The following is a 24,198-nucleotide window of genomic DNA, read 5'->3' as shown; positions in this document are numbered from 1 at the left end:
ATTACGCCTGGTTTTTGGCTTTTGAACGGGAGATGCGTGCCTCACCGATCAGCCAGTCAAAGAGGAAAATAATCGCCAGCATCACCACGATCAGAATTGAACCGTAGGCGATCGCCACGCCGTATTCGCCGTCTTCCACGCGGTTGAGGATGTAGGCGGTGGCCACGCGGGTATCGGGGGTGACCAGGAAGACGATGGCGCTGACGGTAGTGATGGCGCGCACGAAGCTGTAGATCAGCGCCGACAGGATCGCCGGGCGCAGCAGCGGCAGCAGGATGTGCGTGATGGTGCGCAGCGAGCCGGCGCGCAGGCTGAGCGAGGCTTCGTCCAGCGATTTGTCTATCTGGCCCAGCCCGGCGATCCCGGCGCGAATGCCCACCGGCACGTTGCGCATCACCATCGAGATAATCACGATGGCGGCCGTCCCGGTGAGGTACACCGGCGCGCTGTTAAAGGCGAGAATGTAAGAGACGCCCGCCACGGTGCCCGGCACCGCAAAGCACAGCATGGTGGTGAACTCGATGGTCTTTTTGCCCTTGAACTGCTGGCGCACCACGATCCAGGCGATCAGCAGGCCGAAGGCGGCGGTGATCGGCGCGGCGATCCCGGCGTACAGCAGCGTGTCGAGCAGCGAAGGCCACGCGCCGTCGCTCATGCCCTGGCCGAACAGCTTGATGAAGTTATCCAGCGTCAGCGTGTAATCCACCCCCCAGTTGACGGTGAAGCTGCCGTAGAAAATGCTGCCGTAGAGCAGGGCGTTAAAGGCTATCCACACCGCCAGCAACGCGATCACGCCCCACACCAGCGTGACCGGCAGCGGCTGTACGTCGCCGCGGTAGGATTTGCCTGACACGGTGACGTAGGAACGCTTGCCGATCCACAGGTACTGGATGCAGAACACCAGCAGCGAGAACAGCAGCAGGAAGGCGCCGAGGGTGCTGGCGGCCTGATAGTCGAGCTGCGAGCCGGTGATGTAGAAATAGATTTGCGTCGCCAGCACGTCGAAGTTGCCGCCGAGCACCAGCGGGTTGCTGAAGTCGGCCAGCGATTGCACCACCACGATCAGAAACGCGTTGGCCAGCGCCGGTTTCAGCAGCGGCACGAACACGCCGTTAAAGGTTTGCCAGCGGCTGGCGCGCAGGGTGTAGGAGGCCTCTTCCAGCGAAGGATGAATGGTCTTGATCGCGCCGTCGAGGATCATGAACGCCATCGGCGTGAATGCCAGCACCTGCGCCAGCCAGATGCCGGTAAAGCCGTACAGCCAGTTGGTGTTGGTCAGGCCGAACCAGGCCACCATCCACTCGGTGACGTAGCCGGAACGCCCCATCATCAGCGTGACGCCCAGGCCGACGACGAACGGCGGCGTGACGATGGGCAGGATGGAGAAGATGCGGCCGATAATGGCGCTGCGCTTGGCGATGCGGGTGGTGTAAATCGCCAGCACCAGGCCGAAGAAGGTGCAGCCGGCGCCCACCGCGATCGACAGGGCGATGGAGTTGAGGATCACCTGAACGATATGCGCCTGCGACAGCACGTTCATAAACGCCAGCGGCGCGAATGCCCCCGTCTGGTCGGTGAACATCGGAATGAAAATCGCGATGCTCGGCCAGACGATGAAGACGCCGATCAGCGCCACGATGGTGACCAGCGCACCGATAACGAAACGGTCGCCGCCCAGCCAGTCGAGGCGGGTCAGCGCCAGCGTCATGATGGCGCCCAGCGCGGTCAATTGCACCAGGGTGGCGTAGCCTAAACCGCGTCCCGCCACCGTGGCGCTGACGACGATAAAGGCCATGCACAGCAGCGCCCAGCCGGCATCGAACGCGTGCCGCCGCCGCCGTTCACCGCCCGCCGCGGCGTAGGGGCGAAGCAGCAATAGGCTCGGCAACAGGCACCAAAGCCAGCTGATATTGCGGTGTGACCAGCCGTAGGCCGCGAGGATTTCATCGCCGGTGGATTCCAGCAGGCCGTAATCCAGGCTCCAGCTCGGCAGCAGGGCGAACGCCAGCCAGCCAAGCAAAACCCAAAGGAATATCGCATCTCGTTTTTTCACGAGATGGAGTGCATGTGTATGTGACATAAGTTTCCCGGATGTTCAGGCCGGGTAAGGCGTGAAGCTTACCCGGCAACAGGCGCAGAATGTGGGTTTATTTACCCATCTTGACTTCGCTGACCCATTTATTGATCAGCGCCTTGCGGACCTCGGTCGAGCCGTACTTGTCCATGTCGTAGTTGATCAGTTTCAGATCGTCGAGCTTCAGCGAGTTCGGCGAGGTATCGGCGGTGGTGTTGGTCAGGATCTGATAGGATTTGCCTTTCTTCCACGCCAGCTCCTGCGCCTCTTTCGACAGCACCCAGTCCACGAACAGTTTGGCGTTATCGAGGTTGCGCGCGCCTTTGAGGATGCTGACGCCGCCGATTTCGTAGCCGGTGCCTTCACACGGCGAGATCAGCTCAAGCGGCGCGCCCTGTTCTTTTTCGAGCGAGTAGTCATGCAGGAAACCGATGCCGATCGCCGTTTCACCGCGGGCGGCGTTGCGCGCCGGGGCAATGCCGGACTTGGTGTACTGCGAAACGTTGGCGTTCAGCTGCTTGAGGTAATCGAACGCCTGATCGTCTCCCCACAGTTGGGCAAAGGTCGCCAGCGCGGTGTAGGCGGTGCCGGAACTTTGCGGATCGGCGATTTGAATCTCGCCTTTGTATTCCGGTTTGGTCAGGTCTTTCCAGCACTTGGGCACCGGCAGGTTTTTCTCTTTCAGGCGCTGGGTATTGACGCCAAAGCCGAGAATGCCGACGTAGACCGCCGAGGAGTAGTTGCCTTTCAGCTTGGCTGGATCGCGGAATTGCGTCATGACTTGTTCGAGGTTGGGCGATTTGTACGGTTGCAGCAGCCCCATTTCACCGGCCTGGGATTGCGGATCGAGCGTGCCGCCGTACCAGACGTCCGCCTGCGGGTTCTTCTTCTCGGCGTCCACTTTTGCCAGCGTGCTGCCGGAACCGTTGCGGATAAACGCGGTTTTCACGTCATATTTCTCGCCGAAGGCTTTGGTTTCCGCTTCGCACATTTCATTGGTGGCGCTGCAGTAAACCACCAGGCGGCCCTTGGCGTGCGCGGCGCCGCTCAGCGTGGCCAGTGCGATGCCGGATGCTATCAGGGTAGTGACCCACGTTTTTTTCATTGTTTTATCCTTCTCTCGGTAGAGGTGGTAACGCTCGCCATCAGCAGCGGCATCAGCAATAAACCCATAAGAACGGCGGCGATCGACAGCAAACTGAACATGCCTGACCAGCCATAGCCTTCGATAACCCGCGACAGCGGCCAGCCCGCCAGCGCCGCCCCCAGATAGGCGAACAGGCCGAGAAAGCCGGTGATGGAGCCCGCGGCGCCTTTGTGCCCGCATTCCACGGCGGCGAGGCCAATCAGCATCTGTGGGCCGAAGACAAAGAAGCCCACCGCGAAAAAACAGCCCGCCAGCAGCGCGTAGTGATGCACCGGCGCCAGCCACAGCGCGGCGACGGAAACCATCAGCCCGAGCGTGAACAGCAAAATCATCGGCGCGCGCTGCCCGCCGAACAGCACATCCGAACCCCAGCCGGCGAACAGCGCACCGAGCAGGCCGCCTATCTCGAACAGCATCACCGTCGCATTGGCGCTGAGCAGGTTGACGCCGTGGCTTTCCGTCAGCCACAGGTTGCCCCAGTCGTTCAACGCGATGCGGATCAGGTAGACCAGCACGTAAGAGACGCCGAGCAGCCAGATCATCGGGTTCTTCAGCATCGTGGTGCGCAACATCTGCCACAGCCCCATCGGCGGGCTTTGCTGTTCCTGGCGCAGCTCCAGCGGATCGTGGCGCCACTGGCCGACCGACGGCAGGCCTTCTTCCTGCGGCGTGCCTGTCAGCTGCCGCGTGAGCCAGATGCCCAGCACCATGCTGACGGCCCCCGGGATCAACATCGCCGCCTGCCAGCCCCAGCGCTGGGCGGCGAAGGCGCTGATCAACGGCACGATCGCGCCGCCGAGGTTGATCGACATATTCCAGCAGCCCCACCAGAAGCCGCGCTCATTGCGCGAATACCAGTGGGTCAGCAGCCGCGCGCAGGGCGGCCAGCCCCAGCCTTGAAAGAAGCCGTTCAGCGCCCAGACCGCCAGCAGCAGCGTCAGCGATTCGCCGAAGGCGAACGCCACGTTCAGCAAACCGGTGGCGAACAGGCCGATCCCCATAAACCCGCGCTGCCCATGGCCGTCGTGCCACAACCCGGCGGCGAATTTCGACAGGCCGTAGCTCAGATAAAACAGCGAGCCGAGCAGGCCAATGTCCCCTTTATCCAGCCCCAAATCCGTTTGCAGCGCCGGCAGCACGTAATTCACGCTTTTGCGCGTCAGGTAAAAGGCGGCGTACCCGATGACCATATACAGCAGCAGTCGCGGACGCAGCGCGCGGTAACGATGATCGATTTCAGATGCCGAGCGTGCTTGCATAGCCGCCTCCCTGGTGCTGACTATAAGAAGGTGAAAGGGAAAGGGGATGAGAGAAAGTCCGGAGTGGCTAAGACTTTTTCCTAGTTAGTCGGCGGTTTGTTGCAAATTTGTGGGCAGGTTAACAATTACCCGGGTGCCGCGCTGCGTTTCCAGCGTCAGTTCGCCGCCGAGTGCGCTGACCCGTTCGCGCATCCCCTGAATGCCGAAGCCAGGCACCTTGTCCGCACGGATGCCGATGCCGTTGTCACGCACCTCGAGGTGCAAAAGCTCACCCTGTTGATACAAGACGATGGCGACTTCGCTGGCTTCGGCGTGTTTGCACACGTTGTTGAGCAGCTCTTGCAGCAGCCGGTAGAGGGTGAAGCGCACCGTCTCGCCGGCGGGCGTGTCGATGAGTCGGTAGTCGAAATGGCAACGGATGCCCCGTTCGCTAAAGGCGAATTCATTCAGCAGGTGGTGAAGCGCGTCTTTGAACGCCAGCTCGTCCAGCGCGGGCGGGCGAAGCTGGCGCAGCAGCTGGCGCGTGGAGTGATGAATGCGCCGGGCGAGATCGGCTATCTGGTTCGCGGCGGCCTGGGTTTGCGCCGGATCGCGCGCCCGCTTGACCAGCTGCGACTGGATTTGAATCGCGGTGATGTTCTGGCCGATTTCATCGTGCAGCTCGCGCGCCAGGTTTTTTCGCGTGTCTTCTTCGGTGTGGATCAGTTTTTCGGTCAGCGCCCGCCGCGCCGCCAGCTCTTCTTCCAGGCGTCGGCGATAATGGTGCAGGTTTTGCGCCAGGTGTTGCTGGCGGCTGATGGCGATGCCCAGGCCGATGCCGAGCAGCGCCTGCGTCGCCAGAAAGATTTCCAGCTCGACCAGATTGCCGAACCCCACGCCGACCTGCCGGGCGAGGGTGATCATCATGCTGCCGAGCAGGCCGGACAACACGCCGCCCTGCCAACCGAACTTCCACGCCATCACCACGTTCGGCAAAAACACCACGATCAGCAGCAGGCGCTCGATTTCCGGCGATAGCACCATCTGCGTACCGATGCCGATAACGAAAAACAGGCTGCACCAGATGATTAAGGAGGCGCGCAGCGGCGGATTGGTGGTGTCCAGCCCCAGCAGGTGGTAACGGTGCTGTTGGCGCAGAAATTCAAAGATCAGGTAGACGAACGGGGTCAGCAAAACGCCGCCGGTAAACGACGCCAGGCCGAGCAACATCGCCGGGCTGTGCGCGAAAGGCGACAGCAGGGCGGTATTGAGCAGCGAGGCGGCGGTCACGGTAGCCAGCAGCAGCGTCAGCCGCTGCCAGTAGAGCGGAAAACGGCGCCAGCATCGCTGCGCGAGCGCGGCCGGGAGCAGGGTGATGAACGGCGCGGCCAGCAGGCCGTAGCCGCTCAGCAGGCGTTCGCCGTGTAGCCAGAACAGCAGCAGCACCGGCGGTATTATCAGAGCGGGCCAATAGCGGCGCGCCAGCAAGATCAGCAGCGCGAGATAGACGCCGTGAGACAGAAACAGCGCTGCCTGATTGCCGTTGTGGGTCAGATAGAAGCCGAGCGTCCACAGCATCAGCCAGCCACTGCCCCAGGCCAACAGGATAAACAGCGAGATAACCCAGCGCCGTGAACGGAGTGACATCAATGCCCCGCCAGCAGTTGATGATCGAGGGCGAAATGCACCAGCTCAATGGTGCTGTTGCACTGCAGCTTGCCCAGGACGTTGGCGCGATGTACGTGTACCGTTTTATGGCTGAGATCGAGCTTGAAAGCGATCTCCTTTACGCTGTCGCCTCTGACCAGCAGATCGAATATTTCACGCTCGCGCGGGGTCAGCACTTCCAGCGCCGTGGCCGGCTGCTCGCCGCCGCGCAGCGCCCGCAGCGCGTCGGCGCACAGGTAATGGCCGCCCATCTCGACGGAGCGCACCGCCTGCACCAGTTCTTCCGGCCCGCAGCGTTTGGTCAGATAGCCGCTGGCGCCGGCGTCCAGCGCGCTCTGCACGAAGGTGGGGGAGTCATAGATGCTGAGGATGATTGCGCGGAACTGCGGCTTCTGCGCCCGCAGGCGTTTCAACAGGCTCAGGCCGTTTTCATCCGGCATGGCGATGTCCATCACCGCGACGCTGACGTCGTCGCGCAGCAATGCCGGCCAGGCCGCCGCCGCGCTGCTGTATTGCCCCACCACGTCGATATCGTCCTCGAGGCTGAGCAATTGCGCAAAGCCGGAGCGCACCACCACATGGTCATCCACCAGTATCACACGGATCATTTTCGCACTCTGTTGCCGAATCATGACCCTATGATGCCTGCCGCCGCGGTGCTGGCAATCAGCCAAGCGCGGTTATGCAATCGATGTAACAGAATCGTAATAAAAGGGCGCCACCGGCGTCGTCAACGATCCAAATCGATGGCGAAATGCTGCCACAGCGCGGCGCGGCGTTCCTCTTCCGAATGCAGCGTCGTTTCGTGGCGCTGGTGATCTTCGGTCACGATCAGCTTCATGTCGCTGAGGGTCACCCGGCCGTGCTCCGTCGGCCGTGAGCACACCAGGCGTTGGGTGAAATGCGACTGCGGCGAGGTGCTGTGGAAGTGGCACATCTCGTCGAACTCAGGCAATTCGCGCGGCTGAACGGTAAAGCGATACAGGGTTTTGGCATGCGAGCGTTGGTCGCCGTTGCGGCGCTCCAGCAGGTAATACTCGCCTTCCTGCTCCAGGTGGAAGGTGCCGCTGGCCTGCGGTTGCGGCTCGGCAACGACGATTTTGAGCGGCGTCAGGAAGGAATCGCCGAAACCGACGTCCACCAGCCAGGCCTGCCCCGCCAGATCCACCCGCAGCGCCAGATGGTCGTAGGGCGGGCCGAAATGGCCGTCGCGCGCGCGGATCTCGCCGGAGATGAAGCTCACCTTGAAACCGATCTCCCGCAGCAGCAGGGCAAACAGCGTGTTCAGCTCATAACAGAAACCGCCGCGGTTACGTTCGACCACCTTGCTGAACAGCGCCTCCGGCGTCAGCTGAATACCCTGATGATAAATAATGCTCAGGTTCTCGAACGGTACGCTCAGCATGTGGCGATGGTGCAGCTGTTGCAACGTGGGGAGGTCAGGGCGGGCGCCGCCGGTAAAGCCGATATGCTGCAGGTAGCGTTGGGTATCCACAGGGTGTCTCGCATGAGAAAAAGTAGGCATAAAATAGCGGGCTTTGCGGCGTTTGTGAGCGCATTACGTGCTGCGTTGTCACTGCTGCCGCAAATTGTCACTTGCCGGCGCTAGCCTGTTCCCCTGAGTTCAACGTTGCAGGAGAACGGCTATGCAAGATTTCAAACATCGGGTGGCGCTGGTGACCGGCGCGTCCACCGGCATTGGCGAAGCGATCGCCGGCGAGCTGTTTCGGCGCGGCGCCACGGTGGTGATGACCGGCCGCCACGCAGTGCCTCTCGCCGCCGCCGCCGCGCGGCTCGATCCCGACGGCCGACGGGTGATGACGTTGCGGATGGACGTGCGCGATGCGCCGTCGGTGCGGCAGGGTATTGAAGAGATCGTGCGGCGCTGCGGCGCGCTGCATCTGCTGGTCAACAACGCCGGGATCACCGGCCCGCACGAGGTGGATATCGATCGGTACGCGGTCGACGATTGGCATGAGGTGATCGCCACCTGCCTGAGCGGCACGTTTTTCGGCATGAAGTACGGCCTGCCGGCGATCGTCGCCGGCGGCGGCGGGGCGGTGGTGAACCTCTCTTCCGCCAACGGCGTGGTGGGCATTGCCGGGATCGCACCTTATACCGCCGCCAAGCATGGCGTGCTGGGCCTGACGCGCTCGGCGGCGCTGGAATTCGCCACGCGCGGCGTGCGCGTTAATGCCGTCGGGCCGGGCTATGTGGATACGCCAGCGATGGGGAAACTGCCAGCGTCGGCGCGGGCGCAGATGGCCGCTTCGCACCCGATGGGGAGGATGGCGACGCGGGAAGAGGTGGCGAAAACGGTGGCTTTCCTGCTTTCGGACGACAGCAGTTTCACCACCGGCGCGTTTTACAGCATCGACGGCGGTTATACCGCGCGTTAATGGCAAACAGGCCCCTGACGGGGCCCGTTCGGTTACCAGGATTTACGCGGGTTGCGGGAGACGATGTCGATCTTTTGACACAACAGTTGGGTGATGTCCACCGAGGTGGGCTGAGCGGCGCTGCCGACAAAGTTTTTCAGCACGATGGCGATGCGGGCATAATTGACATAGCCCTCAGGCAACGGCAAATATTCCGACGAGTTAAGCGCAGTGATGCGATCCGAGGTCATCGTTGCCGAAGCGGCCGGCGTTACCGTGCCGGTGCGCCCCCACTGGCAAGCTTTTTCAAGTAGGGTAGTGACGCCGGCATCGCCATTCAGGACATACTTGCCTTGGTAAGTGCCGATGGTGACATCAAGGCTGCTCTGGCCTTTCAGGTTTGCCAGCGTGGCGCGCCACAGTACCAGATCGTTTTTCGCGATTGGGAAGTAGATCTCGACGCGTTTGTCCGTTGTCGTCGCCGTTTTGGTGGTGGCGGTCAGCACGCCGTTTTGCAGCGTCACCGCCAGATCGGCGGTCTCCGTTTGCGAGAGGCGTGCGCCGCCGAAGGCATAGACGTTATTCAATGCCAGCGCGCCGCTCTCTTTCCAGCTCGGCTCCGGCAGATGGTTGACGCCATCGCCCAGATAGAGCAGGCGCCACATGTTGATGTAGCCGGGCGCGACGATCTTTTTCATCTCAATATGGTTGTTGGACCAGCCTTTTTTAATGTCGGCGTTCACCAGATCGAAACCGTCGATATAACATTTTCCGCTCAGATCGCTGGACTTATCGAAGAAGAAATACTCGACGTATTGGTAGGGCACGTTGCTGCCGGCATCGGTGTTGTTGGTCATCACGCTGTACCATTGGCTGTCTTTGATTTTTACCGTACCGCCGTTGTTGCTGGTAAAGACCGGCCGGTAGTTGCGGCAATTGGCGTTGCCCCATTCGAAGTGGCAATTTTTGAAGTCCAGCGTGCCGCCCTTAAGGTCGAACAAACCATAGTCGGTATTGGCCAACTGTTCGGTTTCATTGCTAAAGCCGCTGTAGTCGAATGAACAATCGCGGAAGGCCAAGGCATGCACCCCCTGATAATAGTTTCTGCTGTCGCCGAACAGGCATTTGTAGAAGACGATTTTTTCGCCGGCGTTAGCGGTGGTTTCAGACCAGATCGGCCAGAAGCAGCCGCGCACCATGATGCTATGCCAGCTCTGAATATAGGCGTTATTGCCAAAGACGATGCCTTTATACAGGTTGGTCAGCCAGACGTTTTGCACCAGCAGTTGGCAGGCCGGCAGGCCGTGCATGTTTGAGGCATCGCTGTAGACGCACAGGCCGCGCAGGTTGGCCGCCGCGCCAGGGGCACCCACGATGCGCAGGTTATAAATCGCCGGCGCTCCCAGCGAATATTGCACGCGTACGCACTCGATGTTGGTGGCGCCGCTGAAGTCCAGAATGGTGCCCTTAAAATCGACGGCGTTTTTCCACAGCTTCAGGTTCGCGGTGGTTTTACAAGAGCGAACGCCGCCGGGGCCAACCAGAGTAATCCCCGCCGGGGTCGTTGGGATAGGCAACTGCCACCACTCTTCGCCTTTGACCTGCAAGAAGTTGCACGCGCGGGTAATGGTCAGCGAGTAATCCAGTTCATCGCCCGGCAGGTGCCACCAATCGATGCTGTAATCGCCGTCATTGATGATGCGCTTCCAGCGGCGGTTTTGCGCGTCGACGAGCAGGGTGACGCCGTTGTCCTGGCTGGTGGTATCCGCATCGTCTCGGGTAAATACGCCGTGATGGTAGCGGTTTTCGAGCATCACCGCGGTTTCGCTACCGGCATAGCTGCGCAGGTTGGCGTAATCATTTAATGAAATCATGGAATAGCCCTCGTTTTGGACAATAAGAGGCCGATGCAATATGGCGATTGCAGGGGCGGCGGCATAGGGAAATGACATTGTGGCCGAAGGGCGAATCGGTTCGCGATCCCGGTCGGCAGAGATAAATTAACAGGCTGAGGTGAGAGGCTTAAGCGTTCAGGGTTGTGCCTGACGCCAGCAAACATCGCCGCCGGGGTTCAGGTTTGGTCTGTAGATACGAGGGTTTGCAACCAGGCCAGAAACGCCGCTGCGCCGGGTTTTTCCAGCGTGCGCGGCGGGTAAACTACGTAGTAGGGTTTGCTGAGCCGCAGCGCCGGTTCGGCCAGGGTGACCAGCTGGCCTTCCGCCAGTTCACGGGCGATCAGCCGCCGCTGGCCGAGCAGCACCCCGCGCCCTTGCACGGCGGCGTCGATGGCCAGTGACGTCAGGTTATAGGTTAGCCCGCGCCGCGGCGGCGGCGGCCGATCGGCGGCGGTGAACCACTCGTGCCAGCCCGGCAAAAACTGGCTCTCCTTGCCCCAGTCGACGTGGATCAGCGGCAGCTGCGTCCAGTCGCCGCACTCGCGCAGCGCCGGGCTGCACACCGGCTGCACCCAATCCTGAAACAGCTGCACCTTTTCCAGCAGCGGGTAATCCTGAGCGCCGAAGCACAGGGCGAAATCCGCCGCCGAATGGGCGAAATCGACCGCCGCATGGGTGGCGTGCAGCCGCAAATCGCCGTCGGGGCACTGCGCCAGCCAGTCGCCCAGCGCCGGATTCAGCCATTTAGACGCCAGCGCCGGCAGGGCGAACACCGTCAGCGCCTGTTTGCCGCGCTGGCGTTCGACGTGCTGCTGCGCCACGCGCAGCGTTTCGAACGCCTCCTGCACGTAGGCCAGGTAGTCCGCGCCCTGTTCGGTCAGCGTGACGCCGCTTTTGGCGCGAATGAACAGCGTGATGCCCAGATGCTGTTCGAGCTGGCGGATTTGCTGGCTGACGGCGGCGGCGGTCAGCGCCAGCACATCCGCCGCACGGGCCAGGCTGCCGGTGCGAGCGGCGGTTTCGAACGCCAGAATGGCGCTCAGCTTGGGCAGGCGAGCACGGGACGGTGGCGGCATGGGCAGGACTATCGCTAAGAATTCGTTAGCTTATCCATAACGTATTTTTGTTATGGCGGCAATGCGCCATTCGCTACAGTGAGAAGCATCCGGCTATCGCACACGAGGGGAACGTCATGCCGCAACTTGCCGATATTATCGATCTGTCCGCCCATCCCATCGACGACGCCGCATTCCGCGCCCGTTGCAGGCAAACGCTGGCGCGCGCCGGCGCGCTGGTGCTGCCGGGATTTCTGCGCCCCGCCGCGCTGGCGACGGTAAGGCTGGAAGGTGCCGAACAGCACCACGCGGCGTTTTACGCCAGCAGCAAACACAACGTGTATCTACGGCCGCAGGACGACGCGCTGCCGGCCGACCATGCGCGCAACCGGCTGGTGGTGTCATCCAAGGGCTGCATTACCGACGAGGATATCCCATCGCAGTCGCCGCTGCGTGCGCTGTACGATGCTCCTGCGTTTCGCGAGTTTCTCTGCGCGGTGTTGGATGAGGCGCAGCTGTATCCCTACGCCGATCGGCTGTCGTCGATCAACCTGCATTACGCCCACACCGGTCAGGAACTGGGCTGGCATTTTGACAACTCCTCATTCGCCATCGCGCTGCTGATCCAGAAACCGCAGGGGGGCGGCCGTTTCGAATACGTGGAGAACCTGCGCGACGCCGACCGCGGCGAGATGAACTATGCCGGGGTCACGCAGGTGCTGGACGGTGAGCGGGCGGTCAAACAGCTGGCGATGGAGGAGGGGGATTTAGTGCTGTTTCGCGGGCGCAACGCCATGCACCGGGTGACGCCGACCGAAGGCGACACCACGCGCATGCTGGTGGTGCTGGCCTACAATGCGCAGCCGGATGTCATGCTGTCGGAAAGCGCCAGAATGACGTTTTACGGCCGGTTATAGCGGATAAAAAAACCGCCCCGGAGGGCGGTTTGTCGATTCAGTGCGGGTTCTGCTCTTCGTGAGCCTGCTGCTCCCGCTTCACTTCCTGCGCGCGCTTGCGCAGGCCGAACCAGCCCAGCGTCAGCAGCACCGCCAGCACCGGAATGGTGGCGATGGTCCAGGTGCCGTTCGGATAATCGAACGCCATCATCACCACGACGACCAGCAGGAACGCCAGCGTCAGCCAGGAGGTGAACGGCGCGCCCGGCATTCTGAACGATACCGGCTGCGCACGGCCTTCGCGCACGGCTTTGCGCAGGCGCATCTGGCAAACGATGATAAACGCCCAGGAGGCGATGATGCCCAGCGAAGCGATGTTTAGCACGATCTCGAAAACCCGCGACGGCACCAGGTAGTTGAGCACCACGCCGATCACGTAGATGCCGCAGGTAACCAGGATGCCGGCGTAAGGCACCTGCTGGCTGCTCATTTTAGCCATCAGCTTCGGCGCGGAGCCGCCCATCGCCAGTGAACGTAGGATGCGGCCGGTGGAATAGAGGCCGGAGTTGAGGCTGGACAGCGCGGCGGTCAACACCACGATGTTCATGATGGTGCCGATGTAAGGCACGCCCAGCTTGCTGAAGAAGGTCACGAACGGGCTTTGGCCGGCCTGATAGGCGTTCCACGGCAGCAGCAGCACCAGCAGCACCACGGAGCCGACGTAGAACAGACCGATACGCCAGATCACGCTGTTGATCGCTTTGGGCATCATTTTAGCCGGATCTTTACACTCGCCGGCGGCGGTGCCGATAAGCTCGATGCCGGCGAAGGCGAAGATCACCCCTTGCACCAGCACCAGCGCCGGCAGCAGGCCGTGCGGGAACATGCCGCCGTTTTCGGTGATCAGGTGCATGCCGGTGGTGTGGCCGGCGACCGGGGTGCCGGTGCCGAGGAAGACGACGCCGACAATCAGGAACAGCGCGATAGCGACGACCTTGATCAGCGCGAACCAGAACTCCATCTCGGCGAACCACTTCACGCCGATCATGTTCATGGTGGCGACGATGCCGAGCGCGCCGAGGGCAAACAGCCACTGCGGCACGTCGGCAAAGGTGCCCCAGTAGTGCATATATAGCGCCACCGCGGTGATGTCGACGATGCCGGTCATCGCCCAGTTGAGGAAATACATCCAGCCGGCGACGTAAGAGGCTTTCTCACCGAGAAACTCGCGGGCGTAAGAAACGAAGCTGCCGCTGGAAGGGCGATGCAGCACCAGTTCGCCCAGCGCGCGCAGGATGAAGAAAGAGAAAATCCCGCACACCAGGTAGACCAGCGCCAGCGCCGGCCCGGCCAACTCGAGACGGCCGCCGGTACCGAGGAACAAGCCGGTACCGATGGAGCCACCGATGGCGATCATTTGGATTTGCCGGTTGCCCATGCTTTTGTGATAACCGGATTCATGAGAGTCTAGCCAGCGTCTTCTGGCGGCGTGTTTGTCATCCGCCGACTTTTTTTGTGAGTGCATTATCCGTCCTGTTTACCTGTCTATGATGAACTCCGCTCTGAGCTGCAGAGCAAACGATTGCCATTAACAATCGTAATGAGAATGAGGTCGTGGCATCATTCCGCTGTTTATTGTGTATACAGCCGCCATTAAATAACGGCGTGGCATGCTACCGTTTCCCGATAAATGTGGCAAAAAAACCTGCGTACAAAGTGTGAACAATGGTGTGTATTTTTTAAACTGAAAACAAAAGCGCATATTATTCAGTAAGATGAGTCTCATTATCAACACGGAAATATCGAACGATAAAAGTGATTGAAATCACAGAATAATAATTACCGTGCAAATTAAAGGGATTTGGAGGTTATTTCGCGTGAGGGGGGAAGGCGGGCGGAAAATAAAGCGATGGCGCCTGCGCGGCAATGAGCGTGCGCAGGCGAATCGGACGAGGAGCAGGCTTAGGCGGATTCACCGGCCGGCAGAGCCGAAGCCGGCAGGCCGAACAGCTTGTCGAACGCCCAGTTAAACAGGAAGGTGTAGCAAGGAATGATGACGATCAGCGCCATATCCAGCAGCAGCGCCTGCCACAGCGTGATGCCCATCCACCAGGCGATCAGCGGGATCAGATACACCACCAGCGTCAGCTGAAAGCCGACGGCGTGCAAAATGCGGCGTTTGAGCGTGCGGGTGCGCGACACCTGGCGGCTTTCCCACCACTCGAATAAATAGTTGTAAATAAAGTTCCAGCTTACCGCGATGGTGGTGATCACCACCGCCAGCGGCCCGGTGCTGCTTGGCGCATGGCCCGACAGCAGCGCCAGCCCCAGCGCCGAGATCGCCATGCCGATGATTTCATAAGCGGTGACATACACCAGTTTGCGTTTGACGCCTTGCATCGTTTTCTCCCGATCTGTTTTTAGTTGCCTCTGTGGCGACGGCGGCTAAGATAACGTCAATCACATTGATAGAAAAAGTCAGGAGCTGTCAGTTTTTCTGACAGGTTGAGCGATGAATTTTTCCAGCGACAACATCGAACTGTTTTTGGCGGTGCTCGACCGCGGCTCATTTTCCGCCGCCGCCCGCGCGTTGCGGCGCGTACCGTCTGCGGTCAGCATGGGCATCGCCAACATGGAGGCGGAGCTCGGTTTCGCCTTGTTCGACCGTTCTCACCGCGAACCGACGCCGACCGCGCTGGCGCTGGCCCTGGCGCCGCACGCCCGCCTGATCGCCGGGCAGCTCAAGCAGCTGCAGGTGCACGCCATCGAGCTATCCCAGGGGCTGGAGAGCCGGCTTTCGATCGGCGTGGCGTCGGATATTAACGGCGCCGGCCTGCTGGCGGCGGTGAAAACGCTGTCGCAGCGTTATCCGCTGCTGAACATTGAAGTGCTCAGCGCGCCGCAGGACGACGTGCTGCACATGCTGCATCAGGAGCGCATCGGCGTTTGTCTGGCGTTCGGCGGGCTGAACGTCAACAGCGCGGAACAGTTTCACTTCGTCGGCGCGGAATCGCTGGTGGCGATGCTGTCGCCGCAGCATCCGGCGCTGGACGGCGCGGCGGGTGAGCTGTTTCTCGAAGATCTGGTCAACGTGCGGCAGATCATGGTGGCCAGCCGCGATCTGCCGATCGGCGATCTGCGTCCGCAGGTGGCGGAGGCGTATTGGCGCACCGACAGCCTACCGATGGCGCTGAACATGGTGGAGGCGGGGCTGGGGTGGGGCAATTTCCCGCTGTCGCTGGCCGAGCCGCTGCTGGCGCAGGGGCGGCTGGTGCGGCTGAAATTCAAAAATACCAAGAACGAGCTGCGCTTGCCGATGCATTTGATCTGGCTGAAGAACCGCCCGCTGGACAAGGCGGCGCGCGAGCTGGTCGAGCTGATGCGCGCGGCGCCGCAGGGATCTTGATGCATCGCCATTGCTTTTGTTTTCACCTCTGCGCTAGTTTGAATAAAAAATGACAACGGGAGAGTGGGCATGTTGAGCGAGACGGTGCTGTCGATAATAAGCATTACCGGCGCGATTGCGCTGGGGGCGATGAGCCCGGGGCAAAGCTTTATTCTGGTGGCGCGCACGGCGGTGGCTTCCTCACGGGGCGACGGCATGGCGGTCGCGCTGGGAATGGGCGTCGGATGCTTTGTCTTTGCACTCTTGGCCCTGCTTGGTCTGCAGTCGTTGTTGCTGGCGCTGCCGTGGCTTTACGGGACGTTGAAGCTGTTGGGTGGCGCCTATCTTATCTATCTGGCGTTCAACATGTTGCGCGGCGCCAATCGGCCGCTAAACGTGGATGGAGTGGGCGGGCAGCCGCTGGGATGGCGTAAAGCCTTCACCACCGGTCTGCTGACTCAATTGGGCAACCCGAATACGGCCATCGTCTTTGCCAGCGTGTTCGCCGCGTTGCTCAGCCACGCGATCGCGCCGTGGATGTATGTGGCGCTACCCTTGATCGCGCTGGCGGTCGATGTGGCGTGGTACGCCTTTGTCGCCTTCGTGCTCTCTTCGCCGCGCCCGCGCCGGATTTATCTGCGCTTCAAGGCATGGTTCGATCGCCTGAGCGGCGGCGTGCTGGCGCTGTTGGGCATCAAGCTGATGCTTAGCCGCTGAGCTTCATTCCGGGTGGCGTTTACGCCACCAGAAACGCACCAGCAGGATGGCGGCGATCGCCAGCGCGACAAACAGCAGGCCGGAGAGTTTTTTGTCGAAGCCGGTAACGAAGCGTTCGATCGCCTGGCCACCAAAATAACCGAGCATGACGAAGATCGTCGCCCATAAAATAGCGCCGAGGATATTGAGCGGTACGAAGCGCGACGGCGGCAGGCGGCTGGCGCCGATCAGCACCGGGCCGATGATGCGGAAACCGTACATAAAGCGCACCCCGATAACGAACAGCATCGGGTGGCGAGCGATCAGCCTTCTGGCGCGCGCGATGCGCTTTTCCTGTCCCTTGAGCCGCGAGATGACGCGGCCTTCAAACCGGCGGCCGGCGAAGTACAGCAACTGGTCTCCCATCATGCCGCCCAGCGCCACCACCGCGATCACCCACGGCCAGTGCAGCAGCCCTTCGTGGGCGGCGATGCCGCCCAGCAGCGTGATGGTCTCCCCTTCCGCCAGGCAGCCGATAAACAACGCCCAGTAACCGTAGTCCGTAATGTAGTGGGCCAAATCGGTCATTCCTTACTCCTTATGTGGCTGACGCATAAGGGCAAGTATACGCCCGATCGCTAGCCTTGGGCGATTTGGGCCACCAACGCTCTGCGCCACGCCAGGCTTTCCGCCATTTGTGCCTGTACCTTGGCGTAAATGTGCGGCGGGGCCAGTTCCGGCGTGCCGCTCTCGAACGGCGGGGCCGGGGCGTATTCCAGATAAAGTTGGATCGTCTGAGCGGTGTCTTCGCCGTGCAGTTCGGCGATCAGCGCCAGCGCGAAATCGATGCCGGCGGTGACGCCGCCGCCGCTGATTACGTTGCCGTCGCGTTCTACGCGAGCAGCGCTGGGTATGGCGCCGAACAGTTTCAGGCTATCGCGCATAGACCAGTGGCAGGCGGCGCGTTTACCCAGCAATAGCCCGGCGGCGGCTAGGATCAGCGAACCGGTACACACCGAGGTCAGGTAGCGAGCATCGGCGCCCAGCCGACGGATTTGCCGCATGAATGCTTCATCCTGTAATGCCTGGGTGCAGCCGCTGCCGCCCGGCACGCACAGCACGTCGCAGCGCGCGATCTCCGGCAGCGGGCGCAGCTGAGTGAAGTGCAAGCCTTCCGATTCGACATCCGCGCCGTCTACCGAAGCGACGATGATTTCCGCGCCCGGCATGCGGCGCAGAAACTGCAGCGGGCCGGTGAAGTCGAGTTGGGTGACGCCTTGATAGATGGGAAATACAATCACGAGTGGTTCAGACATGACATTCGCCTCATTTTTATCGTTGGACCTGGGCCATAATAGCCGCCCTGTTTTTGGCTGATATGACAGATAACCCTCAAAAAGCGCCATCATGAAAACGATCGGTTTTGTGGTCTTTCCCGGTTTCAACCTGCTGGACTTTGCCGGCCCGCTGGCGGCGTTCGATAACGTCAACCAGTTTACCGATCCGCCGGCCTACCGCTGCGTGGCGATTTCGCCGCAGGGTGGCATGGTCGCCAGCTCGGCCGGGGTGGAGCTCGCCACGCAGCCATGCGGCGACGAGCGTTTCGATACGCTGGTGGTGGCTGGCGGCAGCGGCAACGTGATGGCGGCGCAGTCACCGGCGCTGACGGGGTTCCTGACAACCCATAGCCGGCGTGCGCGGCGCATCGCCAGCGTGTGCACCGGCGCGTTTATTCTGGCGGCCTGCGGCTTGCTGGACGGCAAGCGCGCCACCACCCACTGGTATCACGCGGCGCGATTGCAGCAGAGTTATCCGCGTATCCGTGTCGACAGCAACCGCATTTTCATTCGCGATGGCGATATCTGGACCTCGGCCGGCATCAGTGCCGGCATCGATCTGGCGTTGGCGCTGATCGAAGACGATCTGGGCGCCACCCTGGCGGCGGCCGTGGCGCGGCAGCTGGTGGTCTACCACCGACGCCCCGGCGGGCAGTCGCAGTACTCGCTGCTGCTGGCGCTGAATCCGTCGTCGGATCGCATGCGTACAGCGCTGTCGTTCGCGCGCGAACATTTGCACTTGCCGCTGTCGGTAGCGGATCTGGCTGACGCCGCCTGCCTGAGCGAGCGTCAGTTCGGCCGGCTGTTCCGCGCCGAAACCGGGCAGACGCCGGCCAAGGTGATCGAGCAGCTGCGGGTAGAGGCGGCCAGGGTACGTGTCGAAGAGAGCGCCGAGCCGCTGGAGGCGATCGCCCGTTCGGTGGGGTTCAGCGATCCAGAACGCATGAGACGGGCGTTTATCCGCGTCTTTGGCCTGTCGCCGCAGGCGATCCGCCGGCTCGGCCGCGCGGGATAATTTTTTGCCACGCCTGGCGGCGGGGCACATCAGAGGAGCAACGGATGTATCAGGACTTTGAGAGCGAATTGAGCTGGGCGACGCGTCATATGCCGCGCACCCGGGCGGCGATGGCGGCGTTGCCGGACCTGCACGGGGTGCGGCTGGCGTGCAACATGCACCTGGATTTGAAAATGGCGCCGCTGGTGGCCGGCCTGCTGGACAAGGGCGCGGCGATCTTCTTGACCACCTGCAATCCCACCACGGTGCAGGACGATGTGGTGGCCTGGCTGGAACGGCGGGGCGCGCAGGCCTATGCCTGGCGTGACATGAGCGCCGGCGAATGGTCGGAATCTTTCGACCGCGCGCTGGCCTGGCGGCCGACCCACCTGTGCGAAATGGGGGCGGATCTGACCACCCGTCTGCACCAGTCGCCGGGTGGCCCGCAGATCGTCGCCGGGCTGGAGGCCACCGGCTCGGGCATCAGCCGGTTGAACGGCGTGGCGCCGCGCTATCCGATCTTCAACTGGGACGATCTGCCGGTGAAAGAAGGGCTGCACAATCGGCATATGGTTGGGCTGACCGCCTGGCATACCTTCTTCCAGACCACCCATTTGACGCTGCACGAGAAGCGCGTGCTGGTGATCGGTTACGGCCTGGTCGGGCAGGGGACGGCAGCGGCGGCCAGGGCCTACGGCGGCCAGGTGATGGTGGCGGAAATCGATCCGGCGCGCGCGCTGCAGGCGCGTTATGACGGCTGGCAGGTGGTGGATCTGGCGAGCGCGATCGCGCAGGCGGACGTGATCGCCACCGCGACCGGCGCGAAAAACGTGCTCTCGGCGCAGCATCTGCAACAGGCGCAGGACGGCGTGTTTATCCTCAACGTCGGCCACGTGGCGGAAGAGATCGACGTCGGCTTCCTCAAGGGCTTGCCGCACCACGAGCCGATGCCTTATGTGAACGCTTACCAACTGAATGAAAAGACGGTCTATTTGCTGGCCAATGGCTCGATGTTCAACCTGACCGCCGGCTATGGCGACAGCCTCAACGCCTTCGACGTGACGCTGGCGGTGATGGCGGCCGGCATCGGCCATATCGTCGGCGCCGGGGCGCGGCAAACGCCGGGGCTGTACCTGCTGCCTCAGTCGGCCTGGCAGCCGGCGCTGTAACTTTTTCTACGCGGGCGTTCATCCCAGAGCGCCCGCGGGCTGCGTCGTTTTTCGGCCGACAGAATTTGTCACAAATCCGCCATACAATCCCAGTGCCAAGCGCTGAACCCTCACATATAATTCGCTGAGTTCAAGCCCCCATTTCAGAGTAATGCCTGTGAAAATACGTGTTTTGGTTCTGACCCTGCTCGCTTTGCAGGCGGGCGCAGGCTTTGCGCCGCGCGCGCTGGCCAGCGACAACGCCGCCGCCGTACACGCCACCCAGCCGGAGCTGGCCTCCGGCAGCGCGATGGTTGTCGATATGCAAACCCATAAGGTGATGTACGCGCGCAACCCGGATGAAGTGGTGCCGATCGCCTCGATCACCAAGCTGATGACCGCCATGGTCACGCTGGACGCGCACCTGCCGCTCGACGAGATGCTGTCAGTGGACATCCACCAGACGCCGGAGATGAAAGGGGTGTATTCGCGGGTACGGCTGAACAGCGAAATCAGCCGCAAGGACATGCTGCTGCTCGCGCTGATGTCGTCGGAAAACCGCGCGGCCGCCAGCCTGGCGCACCACTATCCGGGGGGCTACAACGCCTTCATCAAAGCGATGAACGCCAAGGCCAGGGCGCTCGGCATGACCAATACCCATTATGTGGAACCGACCGGGCTCTCTATTCATAACGTGTCGACGGCGCGCGATCTGACCAAGCTGCTGATCGCCACCAAACAATACCCGTTGATCGGCCAGCTCAGTACCACCACCGAACGCATGGCCAGCTTCAAGGATCCCAACTACACGCTGCCGTTCCGCAACACCAACCACCTGGTGTACAACCCGAAATGGAACATTCAGCTGACCAAGACCGGCTTCACCAACCAGGCGGGGCACTGCCTGGCGATGCGCACCATGATCGGTAACCGCTCGGTGTCGCTGGTGGTGCTGGACGCCTTCGGCAAATATACCCACTTCGCCGACGCCAACCGTCTGCGCAGCTGGATCGAAACCGGCAAGGTGACGCCGATCCCGGCCGCCGCCCGCGACTATCGTCGCCAAAAAGACGCCAGCCTGGCGAAAAACGCCACCGAATGACCCGCCTGGCGGCCTGCTCATTTGCAGCAGGCCGCTATCGGCCCTCGGGCCGCCTGATGACAAATCCCCGCTCGCGATCGCCGTCGAAACCTGCTTTGAGATAAAGCTGGTGCGCGCCGGTGCGTTGCTGCCCCGACAGCAGCATCACCTTGTAACAGCCCTTGCGCCAGGCCAGCTGCAGCGCGTATTCGATCATCGCGAGCGCCACGCCGTGGCCGCGATAGGGCTCCGCCGTCACCACATGCTCAATAACACCGAACGGCTGCGCCTGGTGTGCCAGCCCCGGGATCAGCGCCAGCATGCAGGTGGCGATCGGTTGTTCCTCGTCCGCTGCCACCACCAGACGGATCGCCGGATCGTCCAGCAGACGTTGCAGGGTTCGGCGCGCATCGTCGGCGCGCAGCGGCGCGTCCTGCGGGCGCAGCTCGCGATACAAGGCTAACAGGCCGTTGAGATCGTCCGGCTGCGCCAGGCGATGAATGATGCTCATGGTTGCTCCTTTCCGCCGCTTCAACGGTAATCCGCTATCCTCCATTAATACCACAACGTTTGCCGGAGGGGATGTTATGAGTCAGGTTTCGACCTTTGTCATGTTCCAGGGAGAGGCGCAGCGGGCGATCGATCTCTACAGCCAGGTGTTCGAGCGTTTTCGGCTCATGCAGGTACAGCATTACGACCCGACGCCGGACGGCCGGCGATTGATCAAGCATGCTGCCATCGATTTCGATCGGCAGAACCTGGTGTTTATCGACAGCCCGATCAGCCATGACTTTAGCTTCACCCCGGCGGTGTCGCTGTTCATCAACCTGCCTAACGAAGAAGCGTTGGAGCGGGCGTTCCACCGGCTGGCGGAGGGCGGCAAGGTGCTGATGCCGCTCGATGACTACGGCTTCAGCGCCCGTTTCGGCTGGCTCAACGATCGTTTCGGCCTTTCCTGGCAGCTCAATGTGCCGGCGGGCGATCTGCCCTGACGCTAAGGGAGAATGTGCAAAAGAATGGTAATTACTGCTGTTATTTCATATTGTTATAACCATTTTGGCGAGGAGCTTTGCCGTAGGAAATACCGACAATATTCATGGAAAGGTGCGCTTTGATTGATTTTGACCGCTATGTTGAGCAAGCGAAGTCTTACGGTGAGTGGCCGGGCGGGCATGTGGACATGTCGTCCGGTCGTATAGATGGGTTGAGCTATCGTCTGTATCGGCACACTGCCGAGAGTGAAGACGTGATCCTGGTCTATCACGGCGGCGGGGTTAACAGCGCCGCCGGGTATGATGTCCTTGCGCGCCAGCTGGCCGCCGAGCCGACGCTCGCGGTGTGTCTGGTCGATATTCGCGGACATGGCGATTCCACGGGAGAGCGGGGGACGGTTGAGCGGCCTGAGCGTATTTGGCGCGATGTCGATATCATCCTGGCAGAAATGCGCCGCCGGTTTCCGATGGCGCGCAGGCACCTGCTTGGCCATTCCAGCGGCGCCGGGATGTTGCTCAACTACTTGACCCGTTATCCTTGCGAGCAGCAGGCGGACAGCCTGATCATGCTGGCGCCGGAGCTGGGGCCATTTTCCGGCATAGCCCGCGATCTGACGGCGGCGGCCCGTTTTGCTCAGGTGCGCCAATGGCCCTTTGTGGCCAATGCGCTCAGCGGTGGGCGCTGGTTCGGGCAATCTCGGGCGGTCAGCCTGAATTTTCCCCCAGCCGTGCTGGCCGCCGCCCCTGATTTTGTCTGCCAATACAGTGTCAATATGGCTAACGCCTTGACGCCTCGCGCCCCGGCCAAGCAACTGGCGGCGCTGCGATTACCGACCTTGCTGCTGGCGGCAGCGCAGGATGAGCTGTTCAATGCGCAAGCGATGCAGCGCTTCGTCGAACAGCATGGCAGTGCGCATGTTGCCTTTGGCTTGCTTGAGGGCAGTACGCATTTATCGTGCGTTTTTGAGGCCCACGGTCATGTCCTGCGCTATCTCTCGGGCGTATTCGCTATCGCATCCGATTGAGACGTATGCGCGTAGCTGTTTGTTTATTAATCACTTCTTCTCCACCGCTAACTGGACGGAGGAGTGGTGATTAAGATCACGAAATTAGTTAATAAATCTTTATGAATTTGATTGCATAATGTTAACATCCTGCCGCTTTCATTAGGCTTGCTAATGATATTCTTATTGTCAAGGAATGCTCAGGATGGATTACCAAAACGTCTTTCAATTGACGGATCAGGAAAGAAACGAGTTATTTTCGGCATTAGATAAAATTGCTTACGATCCCGCCGGCGGTGATGCGTATATTCACGCTATACGTTCGGCCATGATCACCCACTTACCCCACAGATTAAGCGCCGCATTAAGCCAGCAAAAGGCGTCAATCAAACCACGGCCTTATCTTATTTTAAAAAATGTGCCGGTGGATAAAGAAGTGTTCTTTTCCCCTTGTCCGAACCAATATACGCCTTCGGCCAAATCAGGGAATATCAGTGAAAACCTGTTGGTCGGCATCTCTTCGCTAATTGGTGAACCCTATTCGATGTATTTCGAAGGGAAAGAACTGATTAATAATCTGATCCCCAAACGCGAAGCCAAAAAAGAATATACCGGTCTGGGGTTCGATGTTGAATTGGATTTCCATATTGAAAATGCGGCCCTGAAACACCTGGAGCAGTTCAACGTCTCGCCGATGGGGTTGCTGTTAGCCGGCGTGCGCCGCGATCCGCACAGCCCGATGACGCGTATCTCCGATTCGCGTTTGGCTATCGCTCAACTGAGCCGCGAGGACGTCGAAACGCTGGCCAGCCCGCTGTACAGCATCAAGCTGCCATACCGTTGGCGCCAGTCCACGCAGGCCGGGCGCGAAGAAACCGCGCTGGTGCCGCTGATTTCGCAAAACCATGTTCTGCCGGATGTGAGCGCCGTTTTCTATCCCGGCATGATTGCCGCCAGCACGCCGCGAGCGGAAGCCGCGCTGGAGCGTTTCTACGGGCTGGTGAAAGAAAATGCCATCGGCATCGATATTTGCCCGGGCGATTTGGTGTATATCGATAACCGTTTTGCGCTGCATTCACGCGATAAATTCACGCCATCTTTCGATGAAAGAGATACGCCGTTGCGCTGGGTACAACGCGTCTTCATTTCGGCAAGCTTGTGGAATCACCGCAACCTCAATCAGGTTGAAGAGCGCATTTTCTCGATTTAA

General features: G+C 61.0%; 23 protein-coding genes. 10 read left to right on the top strand and 13 right to left on the bottom strand.

Annotated elements, in window-relative coordinates:
- Position 1: 1 nt before the first annotated feature.
- The 6 genes from N6G83_RS12270 to N6G83_RS12245 form a co-directional block, all read right to left on the bottom strand.
- On the bottom strand, positions 2–2,080 hold the full coding sequence (locus N6G83_RS12270; RefSeq protein ID WP_060447606.1) for an ABC transporter permease: 2,079 nt from the start codon (positions 2,078–2,080) through the stop codon (positions 2–4).
- Positions 2,081–2,147: 67 nt separating this feature from the next.
- Positions 2,148–3,179, bottom strand: coding sequence for an ABC transporter substrate-binding protein (locus N6G83_RS12265; RefSeq protein WP_043136733.1), 1,032 nt, complete (start codon positions 3,177–3,179; stop codon positions 2,148–2,150).
- The gene (uhpC, locus tag N6G83_RS12260) at positions 3,176–4,504 is read right to left on the bottom strand and encodes an MFS transporter family glucose-6-phosphate receptor UhpC (protein ID WP_227257841.1); all 1,329 of its coding nucleotides are present in this window, start codon (positions 4,502–4,504) and stop codon (positions 3,176–3,178) included. The genes N6G83_RS12265 and uhpC overlap by 4 nt, the downstream gene beginning before the upstream one ends.
- Before the next feature lie 60 nt (positions 4,505–4,564).
- Positions 4,565–6,106: an MASE1 domain-containing protein gene (locus N6G83_RS12255; protein WP_260515409.1), complete on the bottom strand. Its 1,542-nt coding sequence runs from the start codon at positions 6,104–6,106 to the stop codon at positions 4,565–4,567.
- The gene (locus N6G83_RS12250; RefSeq protein WP_025301940.1) at positions 6,106–6,735 is read right to left on the bottom strand and encodes a response regulator transcription factor; all 630 of its coding nucleotides are present in this window, start codon (positions 6,733–6,735) and stop codon (positions 6,106–6,108) included. The genes N6G83_RS12255 and N6G83_RS12250 overlap by 1 nt, the downstream gene beginning before the upstream one ends.
- A gap of 122 nt (positions 6,736–6,857) precedes the next feature.
- Positions 6,858–7,622, bottom strand: coding sequence for an arylamine N-acetyltransferase family protein (locus N6G83_RS12245; RefSeq protein WP_197822661.1), 765 nt, complete (start codon positions 7,620–7,622; stop codon positions 6,858–6,860).
- A 151-nt stretch (positions 7,623–7,773) separates the two neighbouring features.
- On the opposite strand from N6G83_RS12245, the gene N6G83_RS12240 reads away from it, so the two are divergent.
- Entirely contained in the window at positions 7,774–8,526 is a 753-nt protein-coding gene (locus N6G83_RS12240) for an SDR family NAD(P)-dependent oxidoreductase (RefSeq protein ID WP_060447604.1), read from the top strand.
- Between the two features lie 32 nt (positions 8,527–8,558).
- Here N6G83_RS12240 and N6G83_RS12235 read toward each other — a convergent pair whose 3' ends face one another.
- Entirely contained in the window at positions 8,559–10,379 is a 1,821-nt protein-coding gene (locus tag N6G83_RS12235; protein WP_260515408.1) for a hypothetical protein, read from the bottom strand.
- Positions 10,380–10,576: 197 nt separating this feature from the next.
- On the bottom strand, positions 10,577–11,476 hold the full coding sequence (locus N6G83_RS12230; protein ID WP_197758569.1) for a LysR substrate-binding domain-containing protein: 900 nt from the start codon (positions 11,474–11,476) through the stop codon (positions 10,577–10,579).
- A gap of 116 nt (positions 11,477–11,592) precedes the next feature.
- On the opposite strand from N6G83_RS12230, the gene N6G83_RS12225 reads away from it, so the two are divergent.
- Positions 11,593–12,372, top strand: coding sequence for a 2OG-Fe(II) oxygenase (locus tag N6G83_RS12225; protein ID WP_260515407.1), 780 nt, complete (start codon positions 11,593–11,595; stop codon positions 12,370–12,372).
- Between the two features lie 37 nt (positions 12,373–12,409).
- Here N6G83_RS12225 and ansP read toward each other — a convergent pair whose 3' ends face one another.
- Together ansP and N6G83_RS12215 are read right to left on the bottom strand one after the other, a co-directional pair.
- Complete coding sequence (gene ansP / locus N6G83_RS12220) at positions 12,410–13,876, bottom strand: L-asparagine permease (protein ID WP_025301945.1); 1,467 nt, start codon at positions 13,874–13,876, stop codon at positions 12,410–12,412.
- Between the two features lie 437 nt (positions 13,877–14,313).
- Complete coding sequence (locus N6G83_RS12215) at positions 14,314–14,751, bottom strand: PACE efflux transporter (protein ID WP_004939694.1); 438 nt, start codon at positions 14,749–14,751, stop codon at positions 14,314–14,316.
- Positions 14,752–14,863: 112 nt separating this feature from the next.
- Between N6G83_RS12215 and N6G83_RS12210 the strand changes: the two genes are divergently transcribed.
- Positions 14,864–15,757: a LysR family transcriptional regulator gene (locus N6G83_RS12210; RefSeq protein WP_049295202.1), complete on the top strand. Its 894-nt coding sequence runs from the start codon at positions 14,864–14,866 to the stop codon at positions 15,755–15,757.
- Between the two features lie 69 nt (positions 15,758–15,826).
- Positions 15,827–16,453 carry a LysE family translocator gene (locus N6G83_RS12205; RefSeq protein WP_169540403.1) on the top strand — a complete coding sequence of 209 codons (627 nt, stop codon included), beginning with the start codon at positions 15,827–15,829 and terminating at the stop codon, positions 16,451–16,453.
- Positions 16,454–16,456: 3 nt separating this feature from the next.
- On the opposite strand, the gene N6G83_RS12200 is transcribed toward N6G83_RS12205, so the two are convergent.
- Complete coding sequence (locus N6G83_RS12200) at positions 16,457–17,020, bottom strand: DedA family protein (protein WP_025301947.1); 564 nt, start codon at positions 17,018–17,020, stop codon at positions 16,457–16,459.
- A gap of 50 nt (positions 17,021–17,070) precedes the next feature.
- A complete protein-coding gene (locus N6G83_RS12195; protein WP_260515405.1) occupies positions 17,071–17,748 on the bottom strand; it encodes a DJ-1/PfpI family protein in 678 nt (225 codons plus the stop codon).
- Positions 17,749–17,839: 91 nt separating this feature from the next.
- Here N6G83_RS12195 and N6G83_RS12190 point away from each other — a divergent pair, with 91 nt between their 5' ends.
- From N6G83_RS12190 to pbpG, 3 genes are all read left to right on the top strand, one after another.
- Complete coding sequence (locus N6G83_RS12190) at positions 17,840–18,784, top strand: GlxA family transcriptional regulator (RefSeq protein WP_260515403.1); 945 nt, start codon at positions 17,840–17,842, stop codon at positions 18,782–18,784.
- A gap of 44 nt (positions 18,785–18,828) precedes the next feature.
- Positions 18,829–19,932: an adenosylhomocysteinase gene (locus N6G83_RS12185; protein ID WP_025301950.1), complete on the top strand. Its 1,104-nt coding sequence runs from the start codon at positions 18,829–18,831 to the stop codon at positions 19,930–19,932.
- Between the two features lie 151 nt (positions 19,933–20,083).
- On the top strand, positions 20,084–21,013 hold the full coding sequence (gene pbpG / locus N6G83_RS12180; RefSeq protein WP_025301951.1) for a D-alanyl-D-alanine endopeptidase: 930 nt from the start codon (positions 20,084–20,086) through the stop codon (positions 21,011–21,013).
- A gap of 34 nt (positions 21,014–21,047) precedes the next feature.
- Here the strand turns inward: pbpG and N6G83_RS12175 are convergent, their stop codons facing one another.
- Entirely contained in the window at positions 21,048–21,503 is a 456-nt protein-coding gene (locus N6G83_RS12175; RefSeq protein ID WP_016928647.1) for a GNAT family N-acetyltransferase, read from the bottom strand.
- A 76-nt stretch (positions 21,504–21,579) separates the two neighbouring features.
- Here N6G83_RS12175 and N6G83_RS12170 point away from each other — a divergent pair, with 76 nt between their 5' ends.
- The 3 genes from N6G83_RS12170 (at position 21,580) to N6G83_RS12160 (ending at position 24,198) form a co-directional block, all read left to right on the top strand.
- Positions 21,580–21,984: a VOC family protein gene (locus N6G83_RS12170; protein WP_049203833.1), complete on the top strand. Its 405-nt coding sequence runs from the start codon at positions 21,580–21,582 to the stop codon at positions 21,982–21,984.
- Between the two features lie 119 nt (positions 21,985–22,103).
- Positions 22,104–23,009 (top strand): lysophospholipase, encoded by a 906-nt coding sequence (locus N6G83_RS12165; RefSeq protein ID WP_260515401.1) that lies wholly within the window; start codon positions 22,104–22,106, stop codon positions 23,007–23,009.
- 184 nt (positions 23,010–23,193) lie between these two features.
- Positions 23,194–24,198, top strand: a complete 1,005-nt coding sequence (locus tag N6G83_RS12160; RefSeq protein ID WP_025301958.1) for a TauD/TfdA family dioxygenase — start codon at positions 23,194–23,196, stop codon at positions 24,196–24,198.

This window comes from Serratia sp. PL7, assembly GCF_945957435.1.
Note: the sequence above shows the minus strand (reverse complement) of the source record. Positions and strands in the feature narration are given on the sequence as shown.